Annotated in this window: 16 protein-coding genes; 6 read left to right on the plus strand and 10 right to left on the minus strand. The window is 74.2% G+C overall.

Annotated elements, in window-relative coordinates; all coding sequences use genetic code 11:
• Nucleotides 1–39 precede the first annotated feature (39 nt).
• A complete protein-coding gene (locus ACFP1Z_RS01095; protein ID WP_390313752.1) occupies nucleotides 40–1,404 on the plus strand; it encodes an ABC1 kinase family protein in 1,365 nt (454 codons plus the stop codon).
• Between the two features lie 58 nt (nucleotides 1,405–1,462).
• Here ACFP1Z_RS01095 and ACFP1Z_RS01100 read toward each other — a convergent pair whose 3' ends face one another.
• The 5 genes from ACFP1Z_RS01100 to ACFP1Z_RS01120 all read right to left on the minus strand — a co-directional run bounded on the left by ACFP1Z_RS01100 (nucleotide 1,463) and on the right by ACFP1Z_RS01120 (nucleotide 5,349).
• Nucleotides 1,463–1,678 carry a hypothetical protein gene (locus ACFP1Z_RS01100; RefSeq protein ID WP_390313753.1) on the minus strand — a complete coding sequence of 72 codons (216 nt, stop codon included), beginning with the start codon at nucleotides 1,676–1,678 and terminating at the stop codon, nucleotides 1,463–1,465.
• A 116-nt stretch (nucleotides 1,679–1,794) separates the two neighbouring features.
• A complete protein-coding gene (locus ACFP1Z_RS01105; RefSeq protein WP_390313754.1) occupies nucleotides 1,795–2,118 on the minus strand; it encodes a hypothetical protein in 324 nt (107 codons plus the stop codon).
• Nucleotides 2,115–2,477 (minus strand): WhiB family transcriptional regulator, encoded by a 363-nt coding sequence (locus ACFP1Z_RS01110; protein ID WP_390313755.1) that lies wholly within the window; start codon nucleotides 2,475–2,477, stop codon nucleotides 2,115–2,117. Before ACFP1Z_RS01110 ends, ACFP1Z_RS01105 begins: the two co-directional genes overlap by 4 nt.
• Before the next feature lie 136 nt (nucleotides 2,478–2,613).
• Nucleotides 2,614–2,898, minus strand: coding sequence for a hypothetical protein (locus ACFP1Z_RS01115; RefSeq protein WP_390313756.1), 285 nt, complete (start codon nucleotides 2,896–2,898; stop codon nucleotides 2,614–2,616).
• Between the two features lie 192 nt (nucleotides 2,899–3,090).
• Nucleotides 3,091–5,349 (minus strand): ATP-dependent DNA helicase UvrD2, encoded by a 2,259-nt coding sequence (locus tag ACFP1Z_RS01120; RefSeq protein WP_390313757.1) that lies wholly within the window; start codon nucleotides 5,347–5,349, stop codon nucleotides 3,091–3,093.
• A gap of 102 nt (nucleotides 5,350–5,451) precedes the next feature.
• Between ACFP1Z_RS01120 and ACFP1Z_RS01125 the strand changes: the two genes are divergently transcribed.
• Nucleotides 5,452–5,709: a mycoredoxin gene (locus tag ACFP1Z_RS01125; protein WP_390313758.1), complete on the plus strand. Its 258-nt coding sequence runs from the start codon at nucleotides 5,452–5,454 to the stop codon at nucleotides 5,707–5,709.
• Between the two features lie 138 nt (nucleotides 5,710–5,847).
• On the opposite strand, the gene nudC is transcribed toward ACFP1Z_RS01125, so the two are convergent.
• From nudC to ACFP1Z_RS01150, 5 genes are all read right to left on the minus strand, one after another.
• Nucleotides 5,848–6,786, minus strand: a complete 939-nt coding sequence (gene nudC / locus ACFP1Z_RS01130; RefSeq protein WP_390313759.1) for an NAD(+) diphosphatase — start codon at nucleotides 6,784–6,786, stop codon at nucleotides 5,848–5,850.
• 55 nt (nucleotides 6,787–6,841) lie between these two features.
• Entirely contained in the window at nucleotides 6,842–8,284 is a 1,443-nt protein-coding gene (locus ACFP1Z_RS01135) for a dipeptidase (RefSeq protein WP_390313761.1), read from the minus strand.
• Nucleotides 8,285–8,333: 49 nt separating this feature from the next.
• Nucleotides 8,334–12,170: an ATP-dependent helicase gene (locus tag ACFP1Z_RS01140; protein WP_390313762.1), complete on the minus strand. Its 3,837-nt coding sequence runs from the start codon at nucleotides 12,168–12,170 to the stop codon at nucleotides 8,334–8,336.
• 76 nt (nucleotides 12,171–12,246) lie between these two features.
• Nucleotides 12,247–15,606: an ATP-dependent helicase gene (locus ACFP1Z_RS01145; protein WP_390313763.1), complete on the minus strand. Its 3,360-nt coding sequence runs from the start codon at nucleotides 15,604–15,606 to the stop codon at nucleotides 12,247–12,249.
• A gap of 221 nt (nucleotides 15,607–15,827) precedes the next feature.
• Nucleotides 15,828–16,208, minus strand: coding sequence for an MGMT family protein (locus ACFP1Z_RS01150; protein ID WP_390313764.1), 381 nt, complete (start codon nucleotides 16,206–16,208; stop codon nucleotides 15,828–15,830).
• 176 nt (nucleotides 16,209–16,384) lie between these two features.
• Between ACFP1Z_RS01150 and ACFP1Z_RS01155 the strand changes: the two genes are divergently transcribed.
• From ACFP1Z_RS01155 to ACFP1Z_RS01170, 4 genes are all read left to right on the plus strand, one after another.
• Nucleotides 16,385–19,150, plus strand: coding sequence for a lysylphosphatidylglycerol synthase transmembrane domain-containing protein (locus ACFP1Z_RS01155; RefSeq protein WP_390313765.1), 2,766 nt, complete (start codon nucleotides 16,385–16,387; stop codon nucleotides 19,148–19,150).
• A gap of 81 nt (nucleotides 19,151–19,231) precedes the next feature.
• Nucleotides 19,232–19,624 (plus strand): TOBE domain-containing protein, encoded by a 393-nt coding sequence (locus ACFP1Z_RS01160; RefSeq protein WP_390313766.1) that lies wholly within the window; start codon nucleotides 19,232–19,234, stop codon nucleotides 19,622–19,624.
• Between the two features lie 16 nt (nucleotides 19,625–19,640).
• On the plus strand, nucleotides 19,641–20,405 hold the full coding sequence (gene modA / locus ACFP1Z_RS01165; RefSeq protein WP_390313767.1) for a molybdate ABC transporter substrate-binding protein: 765 nt from the start codon (nucleotides 19,641–19,643) through the stop codon (nucleotides 20,403–20,405).
• Nucleotides 20,402–22,396 carry an ABC transporter permease gene (locus tag ACFP1Z_RS01170; RefSeq protein WP_390313768.1) on the plus strand — a complete coding sequence of 665 codons (1,995 nt, stop codon included), beginning with the start codon at nucleotides 20,402–20,404 and terminating at the stop codon, nucleotides 22,394–22,396. Before modA ends, ACFP1Z_RS01170 begins: the two co-directional genes overlap by 4 nt.
• Nucleotides 22,397–22,456: the final 60 nt, after the last annotated feature.

Consider the following 22,456-nt stretch of genomic DNA (forward strand, 5'->3'; position numbering starts at 1 on the left):
CCGCTCGCGGCGGGGCTGTTCAGCTAGTTGGAGGGGCGCATGTCTGATCTACCCCGCAAGGCGGTCACGCGTACCGCCAAGTTGGCCGCTTTGCCGCTGGGGTTCGCGGGGCGCACGGCGCTCGGGCTCGGCAAACGCATCGGAGGGCGGTCGGCGGAGCTGATCGCCACGGAGTTGCAGCAGCGCACGGCCGAGCAGTTGTTCTCGACCCTGGGGCAGCTCAAGGGGGGTGCGATGAAGCTCGGGCAGGCGCTGTCCGTTTTCGAGTCGGCGCTCCCGGAGCAGATCGCCGGGCCCTATCGGGCGGCGCTCACCAAGTTGCAGGAAGCGGCTCCGCCGATGCCCACGGCCTCGGTGCACGCGGTGCTCTCGGAGCGGCTGGGTGGGGACTGGCGGGAGCTGTTCGAGGAGTTCGAGGACAAGCCCGCGGCGGCCGCCTCGATCGGGCAGGTGCACCGGGCGGTCTGGCACGACGGGCGCGAGGTCGCGGTCAAGGTGCAGTATCCGGGCGCGGGCGAGGCCCTGTTGTCCGACCTCACTCAACTGGGGCGGCTCGCCCGGCTGCTGGGTCCGCTGATCCCGGGGATGGACCTCAAGCCGCTGATCTCCGAGCTGCGCGACCGGGTGGCGGAGGAGCTGGACTACGGGCTGGAGGCCCGCGCCCAGAGAGCGCACGCGCGGGAGTTCGCCGACGACCCGGACGTGGTGGTTCCGGATGTGGTGCACCAGGGCGAGCAGGTGCTGGTCACGGAGTGGCTGGAGGGGGTGCCGCTGTCGGAGGTGATAGCGCACGGCTCGCAGGAGCAGCGGGACCGGGCCGGGCAGTTGCTGGCGCGCTTCCTGTTCTCGGGCGCGGCCCGCACGGGCCTGCTGCACGCCGACCCGCACCCGGGCAACTTCCGGCTGCTGACCGGTGGTTGTCCGGACGGGCCGCCGGAGAAGTGGCGGCTGGGCGTGCTCGACTTCGGCACGGTGGACCGCCTCCCGGAAGGGCTGCCGCCGACGATCGGGACGGCGCTGCGGCTGACGCTGGACGGCGAGGCGGGGGCGGTGCACGAGCTGCTGTGCGCGGAGGGGTTCGTCAAGCCGGAGATCGAGCTGGATCCGGGGGCGGTGCTGGACTATCTGCTGCCGATCATCGAGCCGGCGCAGACGGAGAGGTTCACCTTCACCCGGGAGTGGATGCGCGCCCAGGCGACGCGTATCGCCGATCCTCGTTCCCCCGCCCACCAGCTGGCGCGGCAGCTCAATCTGCCGCCGTCGTATCTGCTGATACACCGGGTGACGACCAGCACGATCGGGGTGCTGTGCCAGCTGGGTGCGACGGTGCGGCTGCGGGACGAGATGGAGGAGTGGGTGCCGGGGTTCGCGGAGCCGGAGGAGAGCCGGGAGGCCCCGGCCTGAGCGGATCCGGGCCGGGGCCGCGCCCCCGGGCGCACCGGCTCACCGCCGGCCGGTGCGCTCACCACCAGGCGGAGTCGAGACGTCCCTCGATGGCTCTGATGTTGGCGCGGGCGCAGTCGTCGCAGAAGTAGCGGCGGCTGCCGTTCTCGAAGGAGCAGGTCCAGGTCGACGGCGTACCGTCGGCGGGGGCGCCGCAGCGGGCGCACATGACGGGTGTGGCGGGCTCGGCGGCCTCGGGGTCCAACTGCGCTGATTCATGCGTCTTCTGGTCCACTCCCAGACGATATCCCCGCGACCGGGCGGGGAGCGCACAACGCACCCGACGCCCTGCGGGGCCGGATCCGTTCGGATCCGGCCCCGCAGGGGACGGCACGGCCTCGTGGGCGGCCCTCAGTGCATCACGGCCATGGCCAGGGCACGGCGGGCGCGCAGGGAGGCGCGCTCGGCCCGGCGCTGCATCCGCCGGGCGGCGGCCAGGCGGACGGCCCGGCGCTCGGAGTCGGCCTCCCGCAGGCGCTCCTGCATATGCGCCCGGGCCAGGGCTTCTGGGATGAGTTGCATTTCGAGGTTCCTGTTCTGGCGCGCGGCGACGGCGCCGGTGGAGCCGGCGAAGGCTTCGGAGCCGGACGGCTCGGGGGCGGGGCGGTGCATGGTCGGATCCTGCTTCTTGGGGTCGTGCGTGGTGGGGCGGTCGACGGTGCCGTGGGCGTTCATGCCATGACCGCGTTCTTGCGCGGGCGGCCACGGGGCCGCTTGCGGGCCACGACCACGCCCTGGACGAACAGTTCGCCGCCCCAGACGCCCCACGGCTCGCGCCGGTCGAGGGCGCCGGCCAGGCACGCCTCGCGGAGCGGGCAGGTGCGGCACAGCGACTTGGCGTACTCGACGTCGGCCGGGGTCTCGGCGAAGAAGACCTCGGGGTCATAGCTGCGGCAGGGCACCGGGGTGCCGAGGGCCTCGATGGCGTCGTCGAGGTCGGTCAGCGCGGTGAGGGGGGTCAAGGTGTCCTCCGGGGGAACGGGCGGGGGGATCAGGTCGGTCGCTACTGACGGGGTGTGCGCCTTGGCTTGCACGGTGTGTGTTCCTCGTCTGTTGTTCCGGCTGGTGGCCGGGCTTCGGTCCCCTCGGCGGTGGAGGGGGCAAACAAAAGGGCCGCGGATCCCGGTGTGGGTTCCGCGGCCCTGGAAGGTGCCGACCTGATCATGCCGATCAGGCTGGATCTCTCCAGGGTTCGAGCCCACGGAAGGCCCACATCGTCTGGTGCTGAAGCTGCTCGTTCCGGAATCCGGCGCCGTTGGCCGTCGTCACAGGGGCATAGGCCGAGGCCGGTGCCACTACTGCTGCCGCTGCCGCGGGCGCCTTGGTCGCTCGCTCATTGATCAGGGCGATACCGGACAGACCGGTGCCCTGGAACGGGGCGATGGAGGAGCCGAACGGGAAGGCGGCGACGACCGGGCGATCGGTCATTTTGTTGCTGGCCTTGAAGCTGATCATGGTCTTCGCCTCCCTTCGGCGTCTTCGGGGACCGGTGGAAACCGGTCCGTGTTCGGTTCAGTACAGCACGGATCGAGCGAAACGCGGAAGGACCGCAGTACCGCTGTTTCCGTGTTCGGAAGGCTATGGGTATGCCGTCCGCGTGCGCAAACTATTTTTCGCGAGATCTTCCGAAGCCCGCCGCCGGCCGCGCTACGGGGTGGCCTCGCGGCCCGCGCACAGGGCGAGCACCTCGGCGCCGTAGGCGTCGAGTTTGCGCTTGCCGACCCCCGGGATGCGCGCGAGCTCCGCCTCGCTGTCCGGCACGTTCTCCGCGATGGCCAGCAGGGTCCGGTCGGTGAAGACGCAGTAGGCGGGCTGGCCGACGGCCGAGGCCCGCTCCGCGCGCCACCGGTGCAGCCGCTCGTGGAGCCCCTCGTCCAGCTCCGAGGGGCAGTCCTCGCAGCGCATCAGCTTGATCTCGCCGGCGTCGGTCAGCGTGCGCCCGCAGACCCGGCAGCGCGCGGTCCCGCGCCGTCTGCGCCGCTCCGCGCCGCGCTCGATGCCGCCCGGCCCGCCCGCGAGGGCGGCGCCGCGGCGGGCGGCCGCGGTGCCCGGCCGCAGCCCGTCGAGAAAGGGGCTGGGCCGCCGCGAGGCCCGGCCGCCGGGGGCCCGGGAGAGCGCCCAGGACAGGGCGAGACGGCGGCGGGCCCGGGTGACGCCGACATACAGCAGCCGCCGCTCCTCCTCGATCTGCTCCTCCGTCCTGGCGTAGGTGATCGGCAGCATGCCGTCGGTGAGCCCGACCAGGAAGACGGCGTCCCACTCCAGGCCTTTGGCCGCGTGCAGTGAGGCGAGCGTCACACCCTCGACGGTCGGCGCGTGCTGCGCGCTCGCCCGCTCGTCCAGCTCGGCGACCAGGTCGGCGAGGGTGGCGGCCGGCCTGGCCCGTACGAAGTCCTCGGCGAGCCGGACCAGGGCCGCGAGGGACTCCCAGCTGTCGCGGGCCGCCCCCGAGCCGGCGGGCGGCTCCGGGGCCCAGCCCCGGGAGGAGAGCACCGCCCGCACCTGGGCGGGCAGGCCCTCGGCGCCGGCCAGGTGCGGGTCCGTGCCGCCCGCCGCGCGGGCCGCGCCGCGCAGCAGCAGGACGGCGTCGCGCACCTCCTGGCGCTCGAAGTACCGCTCGGCGCCGCGCAGCTGGTAGGGCACTCCGGCGTCGGCGAGGGCCTGCTCGTAGATCTCGGACTGGGCGTTGACGCGGTAGAGGACCGCGATCTCGTGGGCGGGGACCCCGGCCGCGATGAGGGAGCGGATCCTGCGGGCCGTGCCCTCGGCCTCGGCGGGCTCGTCCGCGTACTCGGCGTACTCCGGCTCGGGGCCCGTCCCGCGCTGGGAGACCAGGGCCAGGCGGTGCTCGGCGGCCCGGCCGCGGGCCTGGGCGAGCACCCCGTTGGCCAGGTGCACCACCTGCGGGGTGGAGCGGTAGTCCCGCACGAGCTTGACGACGGTCGCCCCGGGGTGGCGCAGCCGGAAGTTCAGCAGGTGGTCGGGGGTGGCGCCGGTGAAGGAGTAGATCGTCTGGCTGGCGTCGCCCACCACGCACAGCTGGTCCCGCTCCCCCAGCCACAGCTCCAGCAGCCGCTGCTGGAGCGGGCTGACGTCCTGGTACTCGTCGACCACGAAGTGCTGGTACTGGCTGCGGACCGTCTCGGCGATGTCGTAGTGGTCCTGCAGGACGGCGACGGTCAGCAGCAGCACATCCTCGAAGTCGATCACTCCGCGCTCGCGCTTGAGCTGCTCGTAGACGCCGTAGACACGGGCGAGCTCCGCAGGGTCGCGGGGGGCCTCGCGGCCGGCCTTGGCGGCCGCCGCCGCGTAGTCCTCGGGGACGGTCTGGGTGACCTTCGACCACTCGATCTCGCTCGTGGCGTCCCGCAGCTCCGTGCGGTCGAGCCGGAGCCCGCAGCGGGCCGCGGACTCCGAGACGAGCTGGGCCTTGCGCTCCAGCAGCCGGGGCAGCTCGCCGCCGACCGCCCTGGGCCAGAAGTACTGCAACTGCCGCAGGGCCGCGGAGTGGAACGTACGGGCCTGGACGCCGCCCGCGCCGAGCTGGCGGAGCCGGCCGCGCATCTCCCCGGCGGCGCGGTTGGTGAAGGTGACGGCGAGCACATTCGCCGGCTGGAAGATCCCGGAGCGCACCCCGTAGGCGATGCGGTGCGTGATCGCGCGCGTCTTGCCCGTACCGGCCCCGGCCAGCACGCACACCGGGCCGCTCAGTGCCGTGGCGACCTCGCGCTGCTCGGGGTCGAGGCCGTCGAGCACCGCGTCGGCCGACTCCGGGACCGGCGGGAAGAGGGTGGAGTGCGTTGCTGCTGTCACCCCGCCATGCTGCCAGGTCTCCCGGGGCGGCAGGGAGCGCTGTCCACAGGAGGGCCGCCGCAGTCGTATCAATGCCGACCTATGCCAGTCCATGCAGGTCGATGCCGGTCGATCCCGGCCGATGCCGGGAATTGCCGTGACTAGGTGCGCGTTCTACCACCGGAATCACACCCGGGAAGAAGGAGCGCCGAGGCCATGTCGGGCACCGTGACGATGTACAGCACCACCTGGTGCGGCTACTGCCGCCGGCTGAAGAGCCAGCTGGACCGCGAGGGCATCACCTACAACGAGATCAACATCGAGCAGGACCCCGAGTCGGCGGCCTTCGTGGAGCGCGCGAACGACGGGAACCAGACGGTTCCCACCGTGCTGGTGGTCCCGTCGGGCGGCGGTACGTCGGTCACGATGACCAACCCCTCCCTGGCCCAGGTCAAGCAGGCGCTCGCCTCCTGACCCCCGGACCGGGCGGACGGAACCGTCCGGTCGTACGACGGCCGAGGGCTCCGGCGGCCGGGCCCGGCACCCGCCGGGCCCGCGGCCTGCGGCTTCGGCCGCGCGCAGGCGGCCCGCCCGCCGACGGACCGGCCCCGGCTAGCGGCCCTGCGGCAGCGGCTCGCCGTACCACAGCTCCAGCAGCCTGGCCGCGATCGAGATGCCGGTCGGCGGCAGGACCTCGCCGGACGCGAAGGCGGCCGTCAGCTCCTCCCGCGAGAACCAGCGGGCCTCGTGTATCTCCTCGCCGTCCACGCGGATCTCCTCGGACGTGGCGCGCGCCATGAACCCCAGCATCAGGCTGGAGGGGAACGGCCAGGGCTGGCTGGCGACGTACTCCACGTCGCCCACCGTGACACCCGTCTCCTCGGCGACCTCCCGGCGCACCGCCTGCTCGATGGACTCCCCCGGCTCGACGAAGCCGGCGAGGGTCGAGAAGCGCCCCTCCGGCCAGTGCATCTGCCGCCCGAGCAGGGCCCGGTCCGCCATGTCCGTCACCAGCATGATCACGGCCGGGTCGGTGCGCGGGTAGTGCTCGGCGCCGCAGGCCGGGCAGCGGCGGATGTGGCCCGCGGCCGCGACGACGGTGCGCTCGCCGCAGCGCGAGCAGAAGCGGTGCAGACGCTGCCAGTTCTCCAGGGCGACCGCGTGCACCAGCAGCCCCGCGTCCCGGGGCGAGAGCAGCGGTCCGGCCTCGCGCAGCCCGGCCGGGCGCGCGGACTGGTCCATGCGTCCGGGCAGGGTGTCCTTCTGCAGCGCGAAGTAGGCGATGCCGTCGGCGTCCTGTCCGAGGAAGTAGCGGTGCGTCTCGGTGACGGGCGCCTCGAAGGCGGGCGTCATCACCAGCTCCGTGCGCCCGTCGGGGGTGTCGTCCACCAGGACCTGGCCCCCGGAGACCACGAAGACCCGCGTGCTCGGGTGGCTCCAGGCCGCGGCGAGCCATGCCTCGTCCAGGCGGTGGTGCGCGGCACGGTCGATGCCGCTGTCGCCGCTGAGCGTGATCGGCCGGGTGGCCGAGAGATCGGTCCAGGTGGTCACGGCTGGTTCCAACTCCCCCTGTGAGTGGTGGTCCTGTGCGGGCGCGCGGGCCGGGCTAGCGCGCCGTGTCCGCGCCGGGCCGGCCGGCGCTCCCCCGCCCTGCCGGACGCCCCTGGCCGGCGAGGTCGTCCCACAGGTGGGCGGCGGTCTCGACGCCCTTCATGAGCAGGTCCAGCTCGACCTTCTCGTTGGGGGCGTGCCAGCCGTCGGAGGGCACCGAGATGCCCAGGAACAGCACCGGCACGCCCAGGACGTCCTGCAGGTCGGCGGCCGGTCCGGAGCCGCCCTCGCGGGTGAAGCGGACGGGCTCGCCGAAGGCGCGGCCCATCGCGCGGGCGACGGACCGCAGATACGGGTGGTCCAGCGGGGTCAGGCACGGCCGCGTGGCACCCCAGAAGGTGATCTCGTGGCGGATGCCGTCCGGGAGGCTGTCGGCGACCCACTGCCGTACGGACTGCTGCACCCGCTCGCCGTCCTGGCCGGCGACGAGCCGGAAGGAGAGCTTGAGCCGGGCGTCCGACGGCACGATCGTCTTGCCGCCGGGGCCCTGGTAGCCGCCGGAGATGCCGTTGACCTCGGCCGTGGGACGGGCCCAGATCCGCTCCAGGGTGGTGTAGCCGTCCTCGCCGAGGGTGGCGCGGGAGTGCGCGGTGCGCAGCCAGCGTTCCTCGTCGAAGGGCAGCTCGGCGAACAACTCGCGTTCACGGTCGGTGAGTTCGACGACGCCGTCGTAGAAGCCGGGGATCGCGACGCGGCGCCGCTCGTCGTGCAGGGCGGCGGCCAGCCGGGCGGCCTCGGTGGCCGGGTTGGGCACGGCGCCGCCGAAGGAGCCGGAGTGGATGTCCTGCTCCGGCCCGTACAGGTCGATCTGGCAGTCGGTGAGGCCGCGCATGCCGGTGCACACGGTGGGGGTGTCCTCGGCCCACATGCCGGTGTCGGAGACGATCACGGTGTCGCAGGCGAGGCGGTCGGCGTGCTCACGGATCAGCGCGGGGAAGTGCGCGGAACCGGACTCCTCCTCGCCCTCGACGATCAGCTTGAGGCCGACGGCGGGGGCGGTGCGGCCGGTCGCGGCGAGGTGGGCGCGTACGCCCAGGGTGTGGAAGAAGACCTGCCCCTTGTCGTCGGCGGCGCCGCGCGCGTACAGCCGGCCGTCCTTGACGACGGGCTCGAAGGGCTCCGTGTGCCAGCCGTCCTCGCGGGAGGCGGGCTGCACGTCGTGGTGGCCGTAGACCAGCACGGTGGGGGCGTCCGGGTCGTCGGAGGGCCATTCGGCGAACACCGCGGGCGCGCCGGGCGTCTCCCACACCTCGACGGTGGGGAAGCCGGTCTCCTTGAGCTTGCCGGCGAGCCAGTCGGCGCTGCGGCGCACGTCGGCGGCGCGGTCCGGGTCGGCGGACACCGAAGGGATGCGCAGCCACTCGGCGAGGTCGTCGAGGAAAGCGGCGCGGTGGCCTTCGATAAACGCGCGGACGGCGTTGTCCGTGGTGTCGCTCATGTCATCGAGCCTAGCCGGACACGCGGCGTGACCATGACCGGCCCGTCCCTCACTCCGGCTCCCCGAGCAGCAGTCGTTCCAGGCCGGGCCGGTCGGGCAGGCCCTCGGGCCGTACGGTCCGGCCGTCGCGGACGTGGACGAAGGCCGCGGTGACGGCGGACAGGGGCACGCCCTGCCGCTCGGCCCAGGCGAGGCGGTAGACGGCGAGCTGGAGGGGGTCGGCGCGGTGGGTGCGACCGGTTTTCCAGTCGACGATCTCGTAGGTGTCGCCGTCGGGGCCCCGCTCGCGGTAGACGGCGTCGATCCGGCCGCGGATCACCCGGCCGGCGAGGGCGAGCTGGAAGGGCGCCTCCACGCGGTAGGGGGTGCGGTCCGCGTACGGGGTGCGCTCGAAGGCGGCCTTGAGGGCGGCCAGGTCGCGCTCGTCGGCGATCTCCGGGCCGTCGGGGTCGTCGTCCCCGGCGCCGGGCAGTTCGTCGGGGCCGAGCATCGGCAGCGGCAGCTCCTCGAAGCGGGACTCGATCCAGGCGTGGAAGCGGGTGCCGCGGCGGGCGGCGGGCTGCGGCGGGCGGGGCAGGGGCCGGGCGAGCTCGCGGGCGAACGCCTCCGGGTCGGCGGCGAGCCGTACGAGCTGCGAGGCGCTGAGCGAGGACGGCAGCGGCACATCGCGCACGCTCGCGCGGGCCCGCCGCAGCTCTCCGGCGAGCGCCTCCAGATCACGGTCCCAGGACGCCGCGAGGCGCGCTTCCTCCGGCAGCAGCGGCTCCGGTCCGGCATCGGCGGGCGGGGCCGGGTGTGCGAGCCCGGCACCGGGCCGCGTCCGGGCGGGCACGCCCGGGAGCGCGGGCGCGGGCCGCTCCGGGGTGTCATCGGCGGGCGGCGCCGGGTGCGGCAGCGCGCCGCCGGGCTGTCCGGGAGCGGGCGCGTACTGGTGCGGCGGGGCGGGCACGCGGCACTCCGGGGCCGAGGCGGGCTCCGCGCCCGGCGCGGGGACGGGCTGTCCGGCCCGTACGGACGCGGCCTGGCCCGCCTCGACGGGAGCGGGCTCCGGTGCCGGCAGCGCACGAGCGGGCACGCCCCCCTCGGCGCCTGCGGCAGGCTCCCCGGCCCGTGCGGGCGCGCGGTGTCCTGCCGTCGGCCCGGCCTCCCCGCCCGGTACGGGCACGGGACCGGCCCCCTCCGCCGGCACCGGCGCCCCGCCGGCCCGTACGGGCCCGGCCTCCCCCTCCCCGGCGGGAGCCGGTTCCGGCGCCGGGCGCTGCGTCGGCAGGGAGTCCCAGTCGGCCGTGAGGTCCTCCGCGTACGCCTCGTCCTCGGCGGGCGGTTCGTCGTCGTAGGGCGGCCAGTCCGGGTCGTACGCGCGCGTGTGCTCGGCGACGGCGGGCCCGGCGGGGCGCTCCAGATGCGCGCGTACGGCCGCAGCGGCGGCCCGGCGGCGGGCCAGGGAGGCGGGGTCCAGGGGCAGTGGCCAGGCGCGGTCCGTTTCCTGACCCTCCGTGAGCGCCGGGTTCTCGGCGTCCGTCTCCGGGGCGTCGGCCCAGGCCTCGATCTCGCCGTGGCCGGCCTCGCAGTGCTCGCGCAGGGCCTTCAGGAACTCCGAGGGGCCGCGCGGCTTCTTCTGGCTGGGCCCCCACCAGTGGCCCGAGCCGAGCAGCAGCGAGCGGGGGCGGGTGAACGTCACGTAGCCCAGGCGGAGTTCCTCGGTGTGCTGGTGCTCCTTCATGGCGGCCTTGAAGGCGGTCAGGCCCTTGCTGTCCCACGCGCCGACGTCCGGGAGGGTCGCCGCGTCGCCGCGCAGGGCGTGCGGCAGGACCCTGCCCTGCGCGGTCCACGCCTCGCGGGACTGCTCGCTGGGGAAGGTCTTCGCGACGAGCCCGGGGACGGCGACCACGTCCCACTCCAGGCCCTTGGACTTGTGCGCGGTGAGGATCTTGACGGTGTTCTCCCCGCCGGGCAGGGAGCTGTCGAGGCCCTTCTCGTACTGCTCGGCGGTGCGCAGGAAGCCCAGGAAGGCGAGGAGTCCGGCCTCGCCGTCGAGGGCGGAGAAGCCGGCCGCGATGTCGAGGAACCGGGCCAGCGTCTCGCGGCGGCGGGCGGCGAGGGCCTGCGGCGAGGCGGACAGCTCGACCTCCAGGCCGGTGGTGGCGAGCACCCGGTGCAGGACGTCCATGAGCGGGTCGGCGAGGCAGCGGCGCAGCTCGCGCAGCTCGGTGGCGAGCCGGGCGAAGCGCAGGCGCGCCTCGGGGGAGAACGGCAGCCCGTCGTCGGGCTCGCGCTCGCCCCCGCCGCCGACGAAGGTGTCGAGGGCGTCGGCGAGGGAGACCGCCTCGGCCGGGTCGGTGCCCTCGACGGCCTCGGCGAGCCGGCGCTCCGGGTCCGTGCCGGCGCGCCCGTAGGGCACGAGGGTGCGGGCGCGCCGGCCGAGCAGGGCCAGGTCGCGGGCGCCGATGCGCCAGCGCGGCCCGGTGAGCAGGCGGACGAGCGCGGCGTTGGCGGTGGGGTCCTGGAGGACCTCGCAGACGGCCACCAGGTCGGCGATCTCCGGCAGGTGCAGCAGCCCGGACAGCCCGACGACCTCGACGGGGACGTCCCGGGCGACGAGGGCGGCCTGGATCTGGGCGAAGTCGGCGGCCGTACGGCACAGGACGGCGATCTCGCCGGGGGGTGTGCCGGTGCGCACCAGGTGCGCGAGGTGCCCGGCGAGCCAGTCGAGCTCGTCGGCGTGGGTGGGCAGCAGGGCGCAGCGCACCGTGCCGTCGTGCTCGGCGCCGGGTGCGGGGCGCAGGGCCTCGACGCCTTCGTGGAGCGCGCGCAGGGGGGCGGCCAGGCCGTTGGCGAGGCGCAGCAGGCGGCCGCCGCTGCGGCGGTTCTCGCTGAGGGAGAAGCGGGCGGCGGGCCGGCCGTCGGACCGGGGGAAGCGGCGCGGGAACTCGTCGAGGTTGGCGACGGAGGCGCCGCGCCAGCCGTAGATGGCCTGGCAGGGGTCGCCGACGGCGGTGACCGCGTGGCCGGTGCCGCCGCCGAACAGCCCGGCGAGCAGCTCGCCCTGGGCGTGCGAGGTGTCCTGGTACTCGTCGAGGAGGACGACGGCGAACTGCTCGCGCAGGATCCGCCCCACTTCGGGCCGGGTGCGCGCGAGTTCGGCGGAGCGGGCGATCTGGTCGCCGAAGTCGAGCAGGCCGCGCCGCCGCTTCTGCTCGCGGTAGGCGCTGACGAGGCCGAGGAGTTCGAGGCGGGCGCGGGCGGCCTCGGGCGCCTTGCGCAGGTCGGCGTTGCTGAGCTTCGTGCCGTCCAGGGCGGCCAGCAGCTCCGTGTCGTACGCGCGCAACTGTCCGGGCTCCACGAGGTGTTCGGCGAGCTCGCCGTCGAGGGCGAGGACGTCGGCGACGAGGTCGCCGAAGGAGCGGGTCAGCGCCGGGTACGGGCCGGGGGCGGTGCGCAGGACGCGGGCGGCGAGCTGGAAGCGGGTGGCGTCGGCGAGGAGGCGGGCGTCTGGCTCCAGGCCGATGCGCAGCCCGTGCTCCTTCAGCAGCCGTCCGGCGAAGGCGTGGTAGGTGGAGATCTGCGGCTCTCCGCCGGCCCGGTCGGGGTCGGCGGGCTCGGGGTCGGTGACTCCCGCCCTGACCAGGGCGGTGCGCACGCGCTCGGACAGCTCGCCGGCCGCCTTGTTGGTGAAGGTGAGACCGAGGACCTGCTCGGGGGCGACCTGGCCGGTGCCGACGAGCCAGACGACGCGCGCGGCCATGACCGTGGTCTTGCCGGAGCCGGCTCCGGCCACGACGACCTGCGGGGCGGGCGGCGCGGTGATGCAGGCCGTCTGCTCCGGGGTGAACGGGATCCCGAGGAGCTCCTTGAGCTGCTCGGGGTCGGTGAGGCGCGAGGTCACGCGAGAACGCTAACGGCCGCCACTGACAACGCGTATTCGCCCTGGTCACAGCGGGTCCCGGGAACTGGGCGCAGGCTCACTCCACGACCTGGCGGCCCTCGGGGCGGGCGGAGCAGGAGGAGCGGAACGAGCAGTGCGCGCAGTGCTGGCCGGGGCGGGGCGCGAAGCGCTCGTCGAGGACGCGGCCGGCGGCCGTGGCGAGGAGTTCGCCGATCCACCCGCCCTCGCCGAGCGGCTCCTGGGCCTGCACCTTGGGCACGCCCTCGCCGCCGTCCTTCTTGGCCGCGTCCTGGCGCAGCTGCACGAGTTCCGCGCCGCCGGCCCTGGGGCGTGCGCCGTCGAACAGCTCGTCCACGGCGCCGTGGTCGACGGCGAGCTGGTAGACGGCGAGCTGCGGGTGGCGGGCGACGGCGTTCGCGGTCACCGCGCTCCTGCCGGTCTTGAAGTCGACGACGTACGCGCGGCCGGTGGCGTCGGTCTCGACGCGGTCCATGGAGCCGCGGATGCGCACCTGGTAGCCGTCGGCCTTCAGGGTCACGTCGAAGGCGTGCTCCGAGCCGACGGGGGTGCGGCCGCCGCGCTCCATCACGTGCCAGCGCAGGAAGCGTTCCAGGGCGGCGCGGGCGTTCTCCTTCTCCTGCGCGGACTTCCAGGGGGCGTCGAAGGCGAGCGCGTCCCACACCGACTCCAGGCGCTCCATGAGGACGGCGAGGTCGGCGGGTGTCCGGCCGGAGGCGACCTCGTCGGCGAGGACGTGCACGACGTTGCCGAAGCCCTGGGCGGCCGTGGCGGGGGCGTCCGCGCGTACCTCGCGGCCGAGGAACCACTGCAGCGAGCAGGTGTTGGCGAGCTGGTCGAGTGCCGAGCCGGACAGGGCGACGGGCAGCTCGCGGTCGCGCAGCGGCACCTCGTTGTGCGTCGGCTCGTCCAGTCCCCACCAGCGGTCGGGGTGTGCGGCGGGGACGAGCGGGCGGCCCTCGTCGTCGGTGAGGGCGGCCAGGCGGGCGAGCCGCCGGGCGGCGGCGTCCCGCAGGGCGTCGGAGGCGGCGGGGTCGACGGTGGTGGCGCGCAGTTCGGCGACGAGCGCGGCCACCGACAGGGGGCGGCGCGGGCGCTGGGTGACGTCGACGGGTTCGGCGCCCAGTTCGGCGAGGAATCGTGAGGGCTGGTCGCCGTCCTCGGCTGCGGCCTTGACGGCGGTGACGACCAGGCGCTCGCTCGCGCGGGTCGCGGCGACGTAGAACAGGCGGCGTTCCTCGGCGAGGAGCGCGCCCGGGGGCAGGGGTTCGGCGAGGCCGTCGCGGCCGATGCGGTCGGCCTCCAGGAGCGATCCGCGCCGCCGCAGGTCGGGCCACAGGCCCTCCTGTACGCCCGCGACGACGACCAGCCGCCACTCCAGTCCTTTGGAGCGGTGGGCGGTCATCAGCCGTACGGCGTCGGGGCGCACGGCCCGGCCGGCGAGGGTGTCGGCGGCGATGTCCTGGGCCTCCAGCTCGTCCAGGAAGTTCAGGGCGCCCCGGCCGCCGACGCGCTCCTCGGCGCGCGCGGCGGTCTCGAACAGGGCGCACAGGGCGTCCAGATCGCGGTCGGCGTTGCGGCCGGCGGCCCCGCCGCGCCGGGCGGCGCGTTCCAGCCGTTCCGACCAGGAGGTGCCGTCCCACAGCAGCCACAGGGCCTGTTCTGCGGTGGCGCCCTCGCGCAGCGCGCGGCGCACCGCCTCCAGCCGGGCGCCGAGTTTCTGCGCGCCCCGCGCGTAGGCCGGATCGTGCGCCACCAGGCGTTCGGGCTGCGCCAGGGCCTCGGCGATCAGGACGTCCGAGGAGCGCGGCACGGGGACGCCCGCGGCCCGCTCCTCCTCGCGCAGGGCGCGTCCCAGGCGCCGCAGGTCCGCGCTGTCGGTGTCGCCGAGGGGCGAGGCGAGCAGGGCGAGAGCGGTCTCCGGGGAGAGCCGGAAGGATTCACCGCCCGGCGCGCCCTCTCCGTCCGCCACCGCCCCCGGAAGGACCGACTCCGCGACCGCCCGCAGCGCGGTCAGCAGCGGCCCCACGGCGGGCTCGTGCCGCAGCGGCACGTCGTCGCCGTCGATGTCGACGGGCACGCCCGCCGAGGTCAGGGCGCGGCGCAGGGACGGGATCGAGCGGGAGCCGGCCCGTACCAGGACGGCCATCGCGCTCCAGGGCACGCCGTCCTCCAGGTGCGCGCGGCGCAGGATGTCGGCGATGTTGTCGGTCTCGGCGCCGGCGGTCGGGTAGGTGTACGCCTCCACGCTGCCGCCCTCGCGGACGGCCGTGAGCTCCCGGTGCGCGCGGACGGCCGGTGCGGGCAGCCGGGTCAGCGGCATGCGCCGGGTGAGCAGCCGGGTCGCGGCCAGCAGCCGCTCTGCGGAGCGGCGCGAGGTGGTCAGGACCGCGACCGGCGCGGGCTCGCCGTCGGCGCGCGGGAAGGCGTGCGGGAAGTCGAGGATGCCGCCGACGTCGGCGCCCCGGAACGCGTAGATGGACTGGTCCGGGTCGCCGAAGGCCACCAGCGTGCGGCCGCCGCCCGCCCCGGGCACGCCCCGGCCCGGCGGATTGCCCGCGAGCGCGCGCAGCAGCCGTACCTGGGCGGCGTCGGTGTCCTGGTACTCGTCGACGAAGACCGCGTCGTAGCGCAGGGCCAGTTCCTCGGCGGTGCCGGGCCGCTGGGCGAGGAGCACCGCGCGGTGCACGAGCTCGGCGTAGTCCAGCACGCCCCGGGCGTCGAGGATGTCGAGGTACTCGGCGAGGAAGGCCGCCGCCGCGGCCCAGTCCGGCCGTCCCGTGCGCCCGGCGAACGCGTCCAGTTCCCCGGGCCCCAGCCCCAGTTCGCGGCTGCGCGCGAGCACCGCGCGCACCTCGTCCGCGAAGCCGCGCGTGGTCAGGCAGGCGCGCAGCTCGCCCGGCCAGCGCACGGCCCCGCGCCCCGCGCGCTCCAGTTCGGCCTGCCCGGCCAGCAGCTCCCGCAGGACGGCGTCCTGCTCGGGGCCCGAGAGCAGCCGCAGCGGTTCGCTGAACAGGTCGGCGTCCTGGTGGGCGCGGACCAGCGCGTAGCAGTAGGAGTGGAAGGTGGTGGCCTGCGGGGCCTGCGCGCCGGCGCCGAGCCGGGCGGCCATCCGGTCCCGCAGTTCGACGGCCGCCTTGCGGCTGAAGGTCAGCACCAGGATCCGCTCGGGGTCGGTGCCCTCGCGCACGCGCCGCGCGACGGCCTCCACCAGCGTCGTCGTCTTCCCCGTGCCCGGCCCGGCCAGGACCAGCAGCGGTCCGCCGCTGTGGTCAACCACCGCGCGCTGGTGTGCGTCCAGCTCAGGAAGGGTCGTCGGGCCCGGCGGCGTACGGACGAGCCGGTACGCGCCCGAGGGCCCCGTCGACGCCGTTCTGAGCGACGATGCGGAAGAGCCGTAGGAGGGGGAGGAGCTCACGTGGGTTGCCGGTCCTGGTGGGGGTGCGGGGTCTGGTGCGGCCGTACGGGCCGAGGGGTGGCCGGGTGGTGACCGCGGTCCTCGACGCTACGCCAGGGGCCCGGGGGCGCGCAGTCCGTCCCGGGGGCCGGCGCGCGGTCCGCGCGGCCTCATCCGTTCGGGTCAGCCCCGGGCCGTGCGGGCCGGGGTGTGGTTCAGCCGTGCCCGGAGCGCCGATGCTGTCAGGTGTGAGGAGTCACGCCGGTGCGGCCGTCCCAGCGGGCCCGCGCCATCGCCAGCCGGGGCACGCCGCCGCGCCCGGACTCGCGCAGCGGGGTGCCCTCCTCGCGGTAGCGGGCGAGCGCCCGCCGCTCGTGGCCCGGCAGCAGCGCGCCGTCCGCCCGGACGACCCGCCACCACGGCACGGCCGCGCCGTACAGCGCCATGACGCGCCCCACCTGGCGGGGCCCGCCCCCGCCCAGCCACTCGGCGACGTCCCCGTACGTCAGCACCCGGCCCGGCGGGATCAGTTCGGCCACGGCCAGGACGCGCTCGGCGTACTCGGGCAACGCGGCCGGTCCGGAGCGGCCGGCGGGATCACGGTCCTCGGTCACCCGGTCCATGGTGCCGTACGCCCCCGGCGGCGCCCCGGACCCGGCCCCGACCGGCCCCCGGGCAAGATCACCCAGAGTGCGCGAGCGCACCACAGGGCGTACGATCCCAAGTCCGCGCCTGCGAAATACCCCCTGATGCCCCTTCGCCCGGCGGGGCCATGCCACCATCTTCCGGGCGGTGACTGGTGATACGAGACCAAGAAGAAAAGACGGACCGACAGCAGGGCGCGGCACCCCCGGGAGGGGAGCGCGCTCCGCGAGCCGTGCCCGCCGACGGTGAGCCCGCCGCCGATCCGCCGCCTCCCCGTTCCCCCTCCGGGCCGGACGGGCCGGGCGGCTACCGCTGCGAGGACGGCGAGGTCCACATCGACCAGGTCTCCGGTGACGAGCCGCTGCTGCCCGCCCGGGTGCACCGCCCCGCCGACCTCGTCCGTTTCTTCCTCGGCATCATCGGCATCGCCCTGGTGCTCGCGCTGGCCGCCTTCGCCCACGCCACCACCACCGGCCTGGAGAAGGACATCAGCGAGAGCACCGGCAAGGCTCCGCAGTTCCTCACGAGCATCGCCGGGCTGGGCGCCAACATCGCCATCTTCATCGTCCCGGTCGCCTTCGCCGTCGAGCGGCTGATCAAACGGGACGGGCTGCGCATCGCCGACGGTGTGCTCGCCGCCGTCCTCGCGCACGGCGTCTCCCTCGCGACCGACCTGTGGGTGGCGAGGGCCGCCCCCGAGTCCATCCGCGAGGCCCTGACCCAGCCCGCCCCCTCGGGCGGGCTCACCGACCCCGTGCACGGCTATCTCGCCCCCGTGATCGCCTACATGACCGCGGTGGGCATGTCCCGGCGGCCGCGCTGGCGCATCGCCATGTGGGTCGTGCTGCTCCTGGACGCCTTCGCCGTCCTCGTCAACGGCTACACCACGCCGTTCTCCATCGTCGCGACCGTCCTCATCGGCTGGACCGTGGCCTACGGCACCCTCTACGCCGTCGGCTCCCCCAACGTCCGCCCCACCGGCCGCCACCTCCTCGCCGGTCTGCGCCGCGTCGGCTTCAAGCCGGTGACGGCGCTGCGCGCCGAGGAGTCCGCGGACGACGAGGCCACCCCGCACGAGAGAGGCCGGCGCTACATCGTCACCCTGGAGGACGGCCCGCCCCTCGACGTCACCGTCGTCGACCGCGAGCAGCAGGCCCAGGGCTTCTTCTACCGCGTCTGGCAGCGGCTGGCCCTGCGCGGCATCACCCAGCCGCGCAGTCTGCAGTCCCTGCGGCAGGCCCTCGAACAGGAGGCGCTGCTCGCCTACGCGGCCATCGCCGCCGGCGCGAACGCCCCCAAGCTCATCGCCACCTCCGAGCTGGGCCCCGACGCCGTGATGCTCGTCTACGAGCACATCGGCGGCCGTCCCCTCGACGCCGTGCCCACCGAGGAGATCACCGACGAGCTGATGGCCGGCGCCTGGCGGCAGGTGCACGCCCTGCAGTCCCGCCGTATCGCCCACCGGCGCCTGGACGCCGACGCCCTGCTGGTGGATCGTTCCGGCAATGTCGTCCTGACCGATCTGCGCGGCGGGGAGATCGCCGCCGGTGACCTGGTGCTGCGCATGGACGTCGCCCAGCTCCTGGTCACCCTGGGCCTGCGGGTGGGTGCCGAGCGGGCCGTCGCGACCGGCGTCTCCGTCCTCGGCCCCGACGCGATCGCCGACAGCCTGCCGCTCCTGCAGCCCCTGGCCCTCACCCGGATCAGCCGGGGCACCCTCCGCCAGCGTGCCCGCGAGCGCGCCCAGCGCGAGCGCGAGAACGTCCTGGAGGCCGCCCGGCTCGCGAAGGAGGCCCGGGCCGCCGCGGCCGCCGGCCAGGACGAGCTCGCCGCCGAGGCCATCAGCGACCGCAAGGCCCTGCGCGCCGAGCGGCAGGCCGAGAAGAAGGCCATCGACGAGGCCCTCGAAGGCGCCCGCGAGGAGGACCTCCTCGCCCAGATCCGCCGCCAGGTCCTCCTGATCCGCCCCCAGGCCCCCATAGAGCCCGTCCGCCTGGAGCGCATCAAGCCGCGCACCCTGCTCAGCTTCGTCGCCGGTGCCATCGCGGCCTACTACCTGCTCAGCCAGCTCGCCCACATCAAGTTCGGTGATCTGGTCGCGCAGGCGGACTGGGCCTGGGTGGCCGTCGCCGTCGTCTTCCAGATCCTCACCTACGTCGCCGCCGCGCTCAGCCTGCTCGGCTTCGTCCCCGAGAAGGTGCTGTTCGGGCGCACTGTGCTCGCCCAGGTCGCCGGGTCCTTCGTGAAGATCGTCGCGCCGGCCGCGGTGGGGGGCGTCGCCCTCAACACCCGTTTCCTGCAACGTGCCGGGGTCCGGCCCGGACTGGCCGTCGCCAGTGTGGGCGCCTCGCAGCTGTTCGGCCTCGCCTGCCACATCCTGCTGCTGCTGTCCTTCGGCTACGTCACGGGAACCGAGCGCAGCGACTCCCTCGGACCCTCCCGTACGGTCATCGGCGGGCTGCTGACCGCGGCCGTGCTGGTGCTGGTCGTCGCGGCCATCCCGGTGCTGCGGAAGTTCGTGGTGACGCGGGTGCGGTCGTTGTTCGCCGGGGTCGTGCCGCGCATGCTCGACGTGCTCCAGCGGCCGCAGAAGCTGGTGACCGGTATCGGCGGGATGCTGCTGCTGACCGCCGCCAACGTCATGTGCCTGGACGCCGCGATCCGCGCCTTCGGCGGCGAGCTGAGCTACGCGAGCATCGCCGTGGTCTATCTCACTGCCAACGCGCTGGGTTCCGCCGCGCCGACGCCCGGTGGCGTCGGTGCCGTGGAGTTCGCGCTGACCGGTGCGCTGACGTTCGCGGGGCTGCCGGCGGAGCAGGCGGCGCCCGCGGTGCTGCTGTTCCGGTTGATGACGCTGTGGCTGCCGGTACTGCCGGGCTGGATCTCGTTCACGCACCTGACGCGCAAGGGCGCGATCTGAACCGGACAGGAACCGCAGCTACCACCCCTCCCCCGCCTCCTGCCTTGCATATGCGCACGCTATCGGCTTAGCGTGCCGCACATGCGCTCCTCCTACAGCATTGGCCGGGCGGCACGACTGCTCGGGGTCAGTCCGGACACCGTGCGGCGGTGGGCGGACGCAGGGCGGATTCCCACGCGGCGGGAGGAGGGCGGCAAGCGGCTGATCGACGGGGAGGATCTCGCTGCCTTCTCCGTGTCGCTGGCCGAGGCCCCCGGCGACGAGGAGCCGTACACCAGTGCCCGCAACGCCTTCCCCGGCATCATCACGGCCGTCAAGCTCGGCGATGTCGCCGCCCAGGTCGAGATCCAGGCCGGACCGCACCGGCTGGTCTCGCTTCTGACAAGAGAGGCCGTCGAAGAACTGGGGCTGACCGTGGGGATGGAGGCCGTGGCCCGGGTGAAGGCCACCAACGTGCACATCGACCGTGTCTGACCGTTCGGGGTTCCTCATGACGCACCGCAAGTTCCGCACCCTGCCCCTCGTGGCTGTCGTTCTCCTGGCTCCCCTGGCGGCAGGCTGCGACGACAAGGGGGACTCGAAGGCCGAGGGCAAGACGCTCACCGTGCTCGCCGCCGCCTCCCTCACCGATGTCTTCAAGCAGGCGGGGGCGGCGTACGAGAAGACGCACCCGGGCACGACCGTGAAGTTCTCGTTCGCGGGCTCGCAGGAGCTCGCGGCGCAGGTACGGCAGGGCGCTCCCGCCGACGCGCTGGTGACGGCCGACACCACGACCATGGACGCCCTGAAGTCGGAAACCGGCACACCCACGGTCATCGCCAAGAACCGCCTCACGATCGCCACCGCCAAGGGCAACCCCAAGGACATCAAGGGACTTGCCGACCTCTCCCGGAGCGACCTCAAGGTCGTGCTGGCCGCCCCGGCGGTGCCGGTGGGCCGGTACGGGGCCAAGGTGCTGGACCAGCAGCACGTCACCGTCAAGCCGGTCTCGCAGGAACCCAACGTACGGGCCGTACTGAGCAAGGTCTCCCTCGGTGAGGCGGACGCCGGGATCGTCTACACGACAGACGCGCACACCGCGAAGGACAAGGTCACCACGGTCACGATCCCCGACGCCCAGAACGCCGTCGCCGACTACCCCGCGGCATCCCTCAAGAGCTCGCGGCACACCAAGGAAGCCGACGAGTTCGTCAAGTGGCTGAGCACGGACGACGCACAACAACTGCTGCGCGCGGCCGGTTTCCAGCAGCCGTGAGGGCACGCACTCCCCTGGCGCTGGGGATTCCGGCGGCGATAGCGGTGGGCTTCCTGTTCCTGCCGCTGCTGGGCATCCTCACGCGCACCCCTTGGTCCACCCTCCCCTCACGCCTCACGACCCACGAGTCAACGCAGGCCCTGGGACTGTCACTTGCCGTCTCCGCGTCGGCACTGCTGATCTCCCTCGTCCTGGGCGTACCCCTGGCCTGGCTGCTGGCACGGACCGACTTCCCGGGCAAGCCGCTCGTGCGCTGCCTGGTGATGCTGCCGATGGTGCTGCCGCCCACGGTCGCGGGGGTGGCCCTCCTCCAGGGCTACGGACGCCGCGGGGTACTGGGCCCGTGGCTCGAAGACCTCGGCATCACGCTCCCCTTCTCGACGGCAGGGGCAGTGGTCGCCTCCGCGTTCGTCTCCATGCCGTTCCTGGTCATCAGCCTGGAAGGAGCGCTGGCGGGCCTGCACCCGCGCTACGAGGAGACGGCAACCTCCTTGGGGGCACCGCCGTTCCGGGTCTTCCGCACGATCACCCTTCCCATGATCGCCCCGGGCCTGCTGGCGGGCGCGGCCCTCAGCTGGGCCCGCGCGCTGGGGGAGTTCGGGGCGACGATCACTTTCGCGGGCAACCTCCCAGGCACAACCCAAACCCTCCCACTCCAGGTCTACCTCCTACTCCAGGACGACCCGGAGGGAGCAACAGCCGTATCCCTACTCTTGCTTGCGATAGCAACAACGGTCCTGCTGACACTACGAGGCCGCTGGCTGAACACCACGACTCACAACGGCCCGCAGCCGCGTACGAACGGGAGGGGCCGGGGCGGGGAGGGCCCGGTAAGGGGCGTAAAGTGTGAATTGCGGCGGCATTCGGGGCCACTTGACGGCCAAGGGCAAGCCGCCGTAATTCATACAGCCCCGGAGGGCCCGGACCGCCCCGGCCCCGCCCCCACCACGCACCCCCTGCGCACCACAGTCAACGGCGCGACGAACACAAACATCAACGCCGAACCACGCACCACGATCGCGGTAGTGGGCCCCAACGGAGCAGGAAAGACAACCCTCCTCCGCGCCCTCCTGGGTCTCACGGACCGAGCCACCGCAACCCCCCTCCACCTCGGAAACGGCAACGCGGACACCGAACCGCCCCACCGCAGACGCATCGCCTGGCTCCCCCAGGACAACGCCCTCTTCCCCCACCTCACCGCCCTGGCCAACACGGCCTACGGACCAAGGGCACAAGGCACTCCGGCACACCAGGCCCTGCAAGAGGCCCAGCACTGGCTGGACCGCCTGGGCGTGGGAGACCTGGCCCGCCGCCGCCCGCACGAGCTCAGCGGCGGCCAGGCCCAGCGCGTGGCCCTGGCCCGCGCCCTGGCGGCCCGCCCGCGACTCCTCCTGCTGGACGAGCCGTTGGCCGCACTGGACCAGACGACGAAAACCCAGATCCGCCAGACCCTGCGCACGCACCTCGCACAATTCCCGGGGGTCTGCCTGATCGTCACGCACGACCCGGTGGAAGCGGTGTCCCTGGCGGACAGGATCCTGGTCCTGGAGGACGGCAGAACCGTCCAGTACGCGACACCGGCGGAGCTGACCCGCAGCCCCCGCTCCCCGTGGGTGGCGAGGATGCTGGGCCGCAACGCGTGGCAGGGCAAGGCGACAACGGACCGCACGCTCCTCCTGCACGACGGCGGTACGACACTCACGGCGGCGGAGCCACTGCCGCGGGAGACGGCGACGGCACTGGCCGTGGTCCCTCCGGAGGCGGTGTCGCTGCACACGACGCGGCCGCAGGGCGGCAGCCCGCGGAACGTCTGGCAGGGCACCGTCAAGGAGATCACGGCACAGGGCGCGCGCCTGCGCGTGCTTGTCGAGGCCGGCCCGGACGTCGTGGCGGAGGTGACCCCGGAGGCGGCAGCGGACCTGGGCCTGGCGGAAGGCGCACGGGTGTGGGTGAGCGTGAAGGCGACGGAAGTAACGCTCGTACCGTCCTGACCGACACCGCGCAAAAACTCAAGGCACCCGCACCCGCCCCCACCCCGCACACCACCTCCA

This window comes from Streptomyces gamaensis, assembly GCF_042656465.1.
GTDB lineage: Bacteria > Actinomycetota > Actinomycetes > Streptomycetales > Streptomycetaceae > Streptomyces > Streptomyces gamaensis.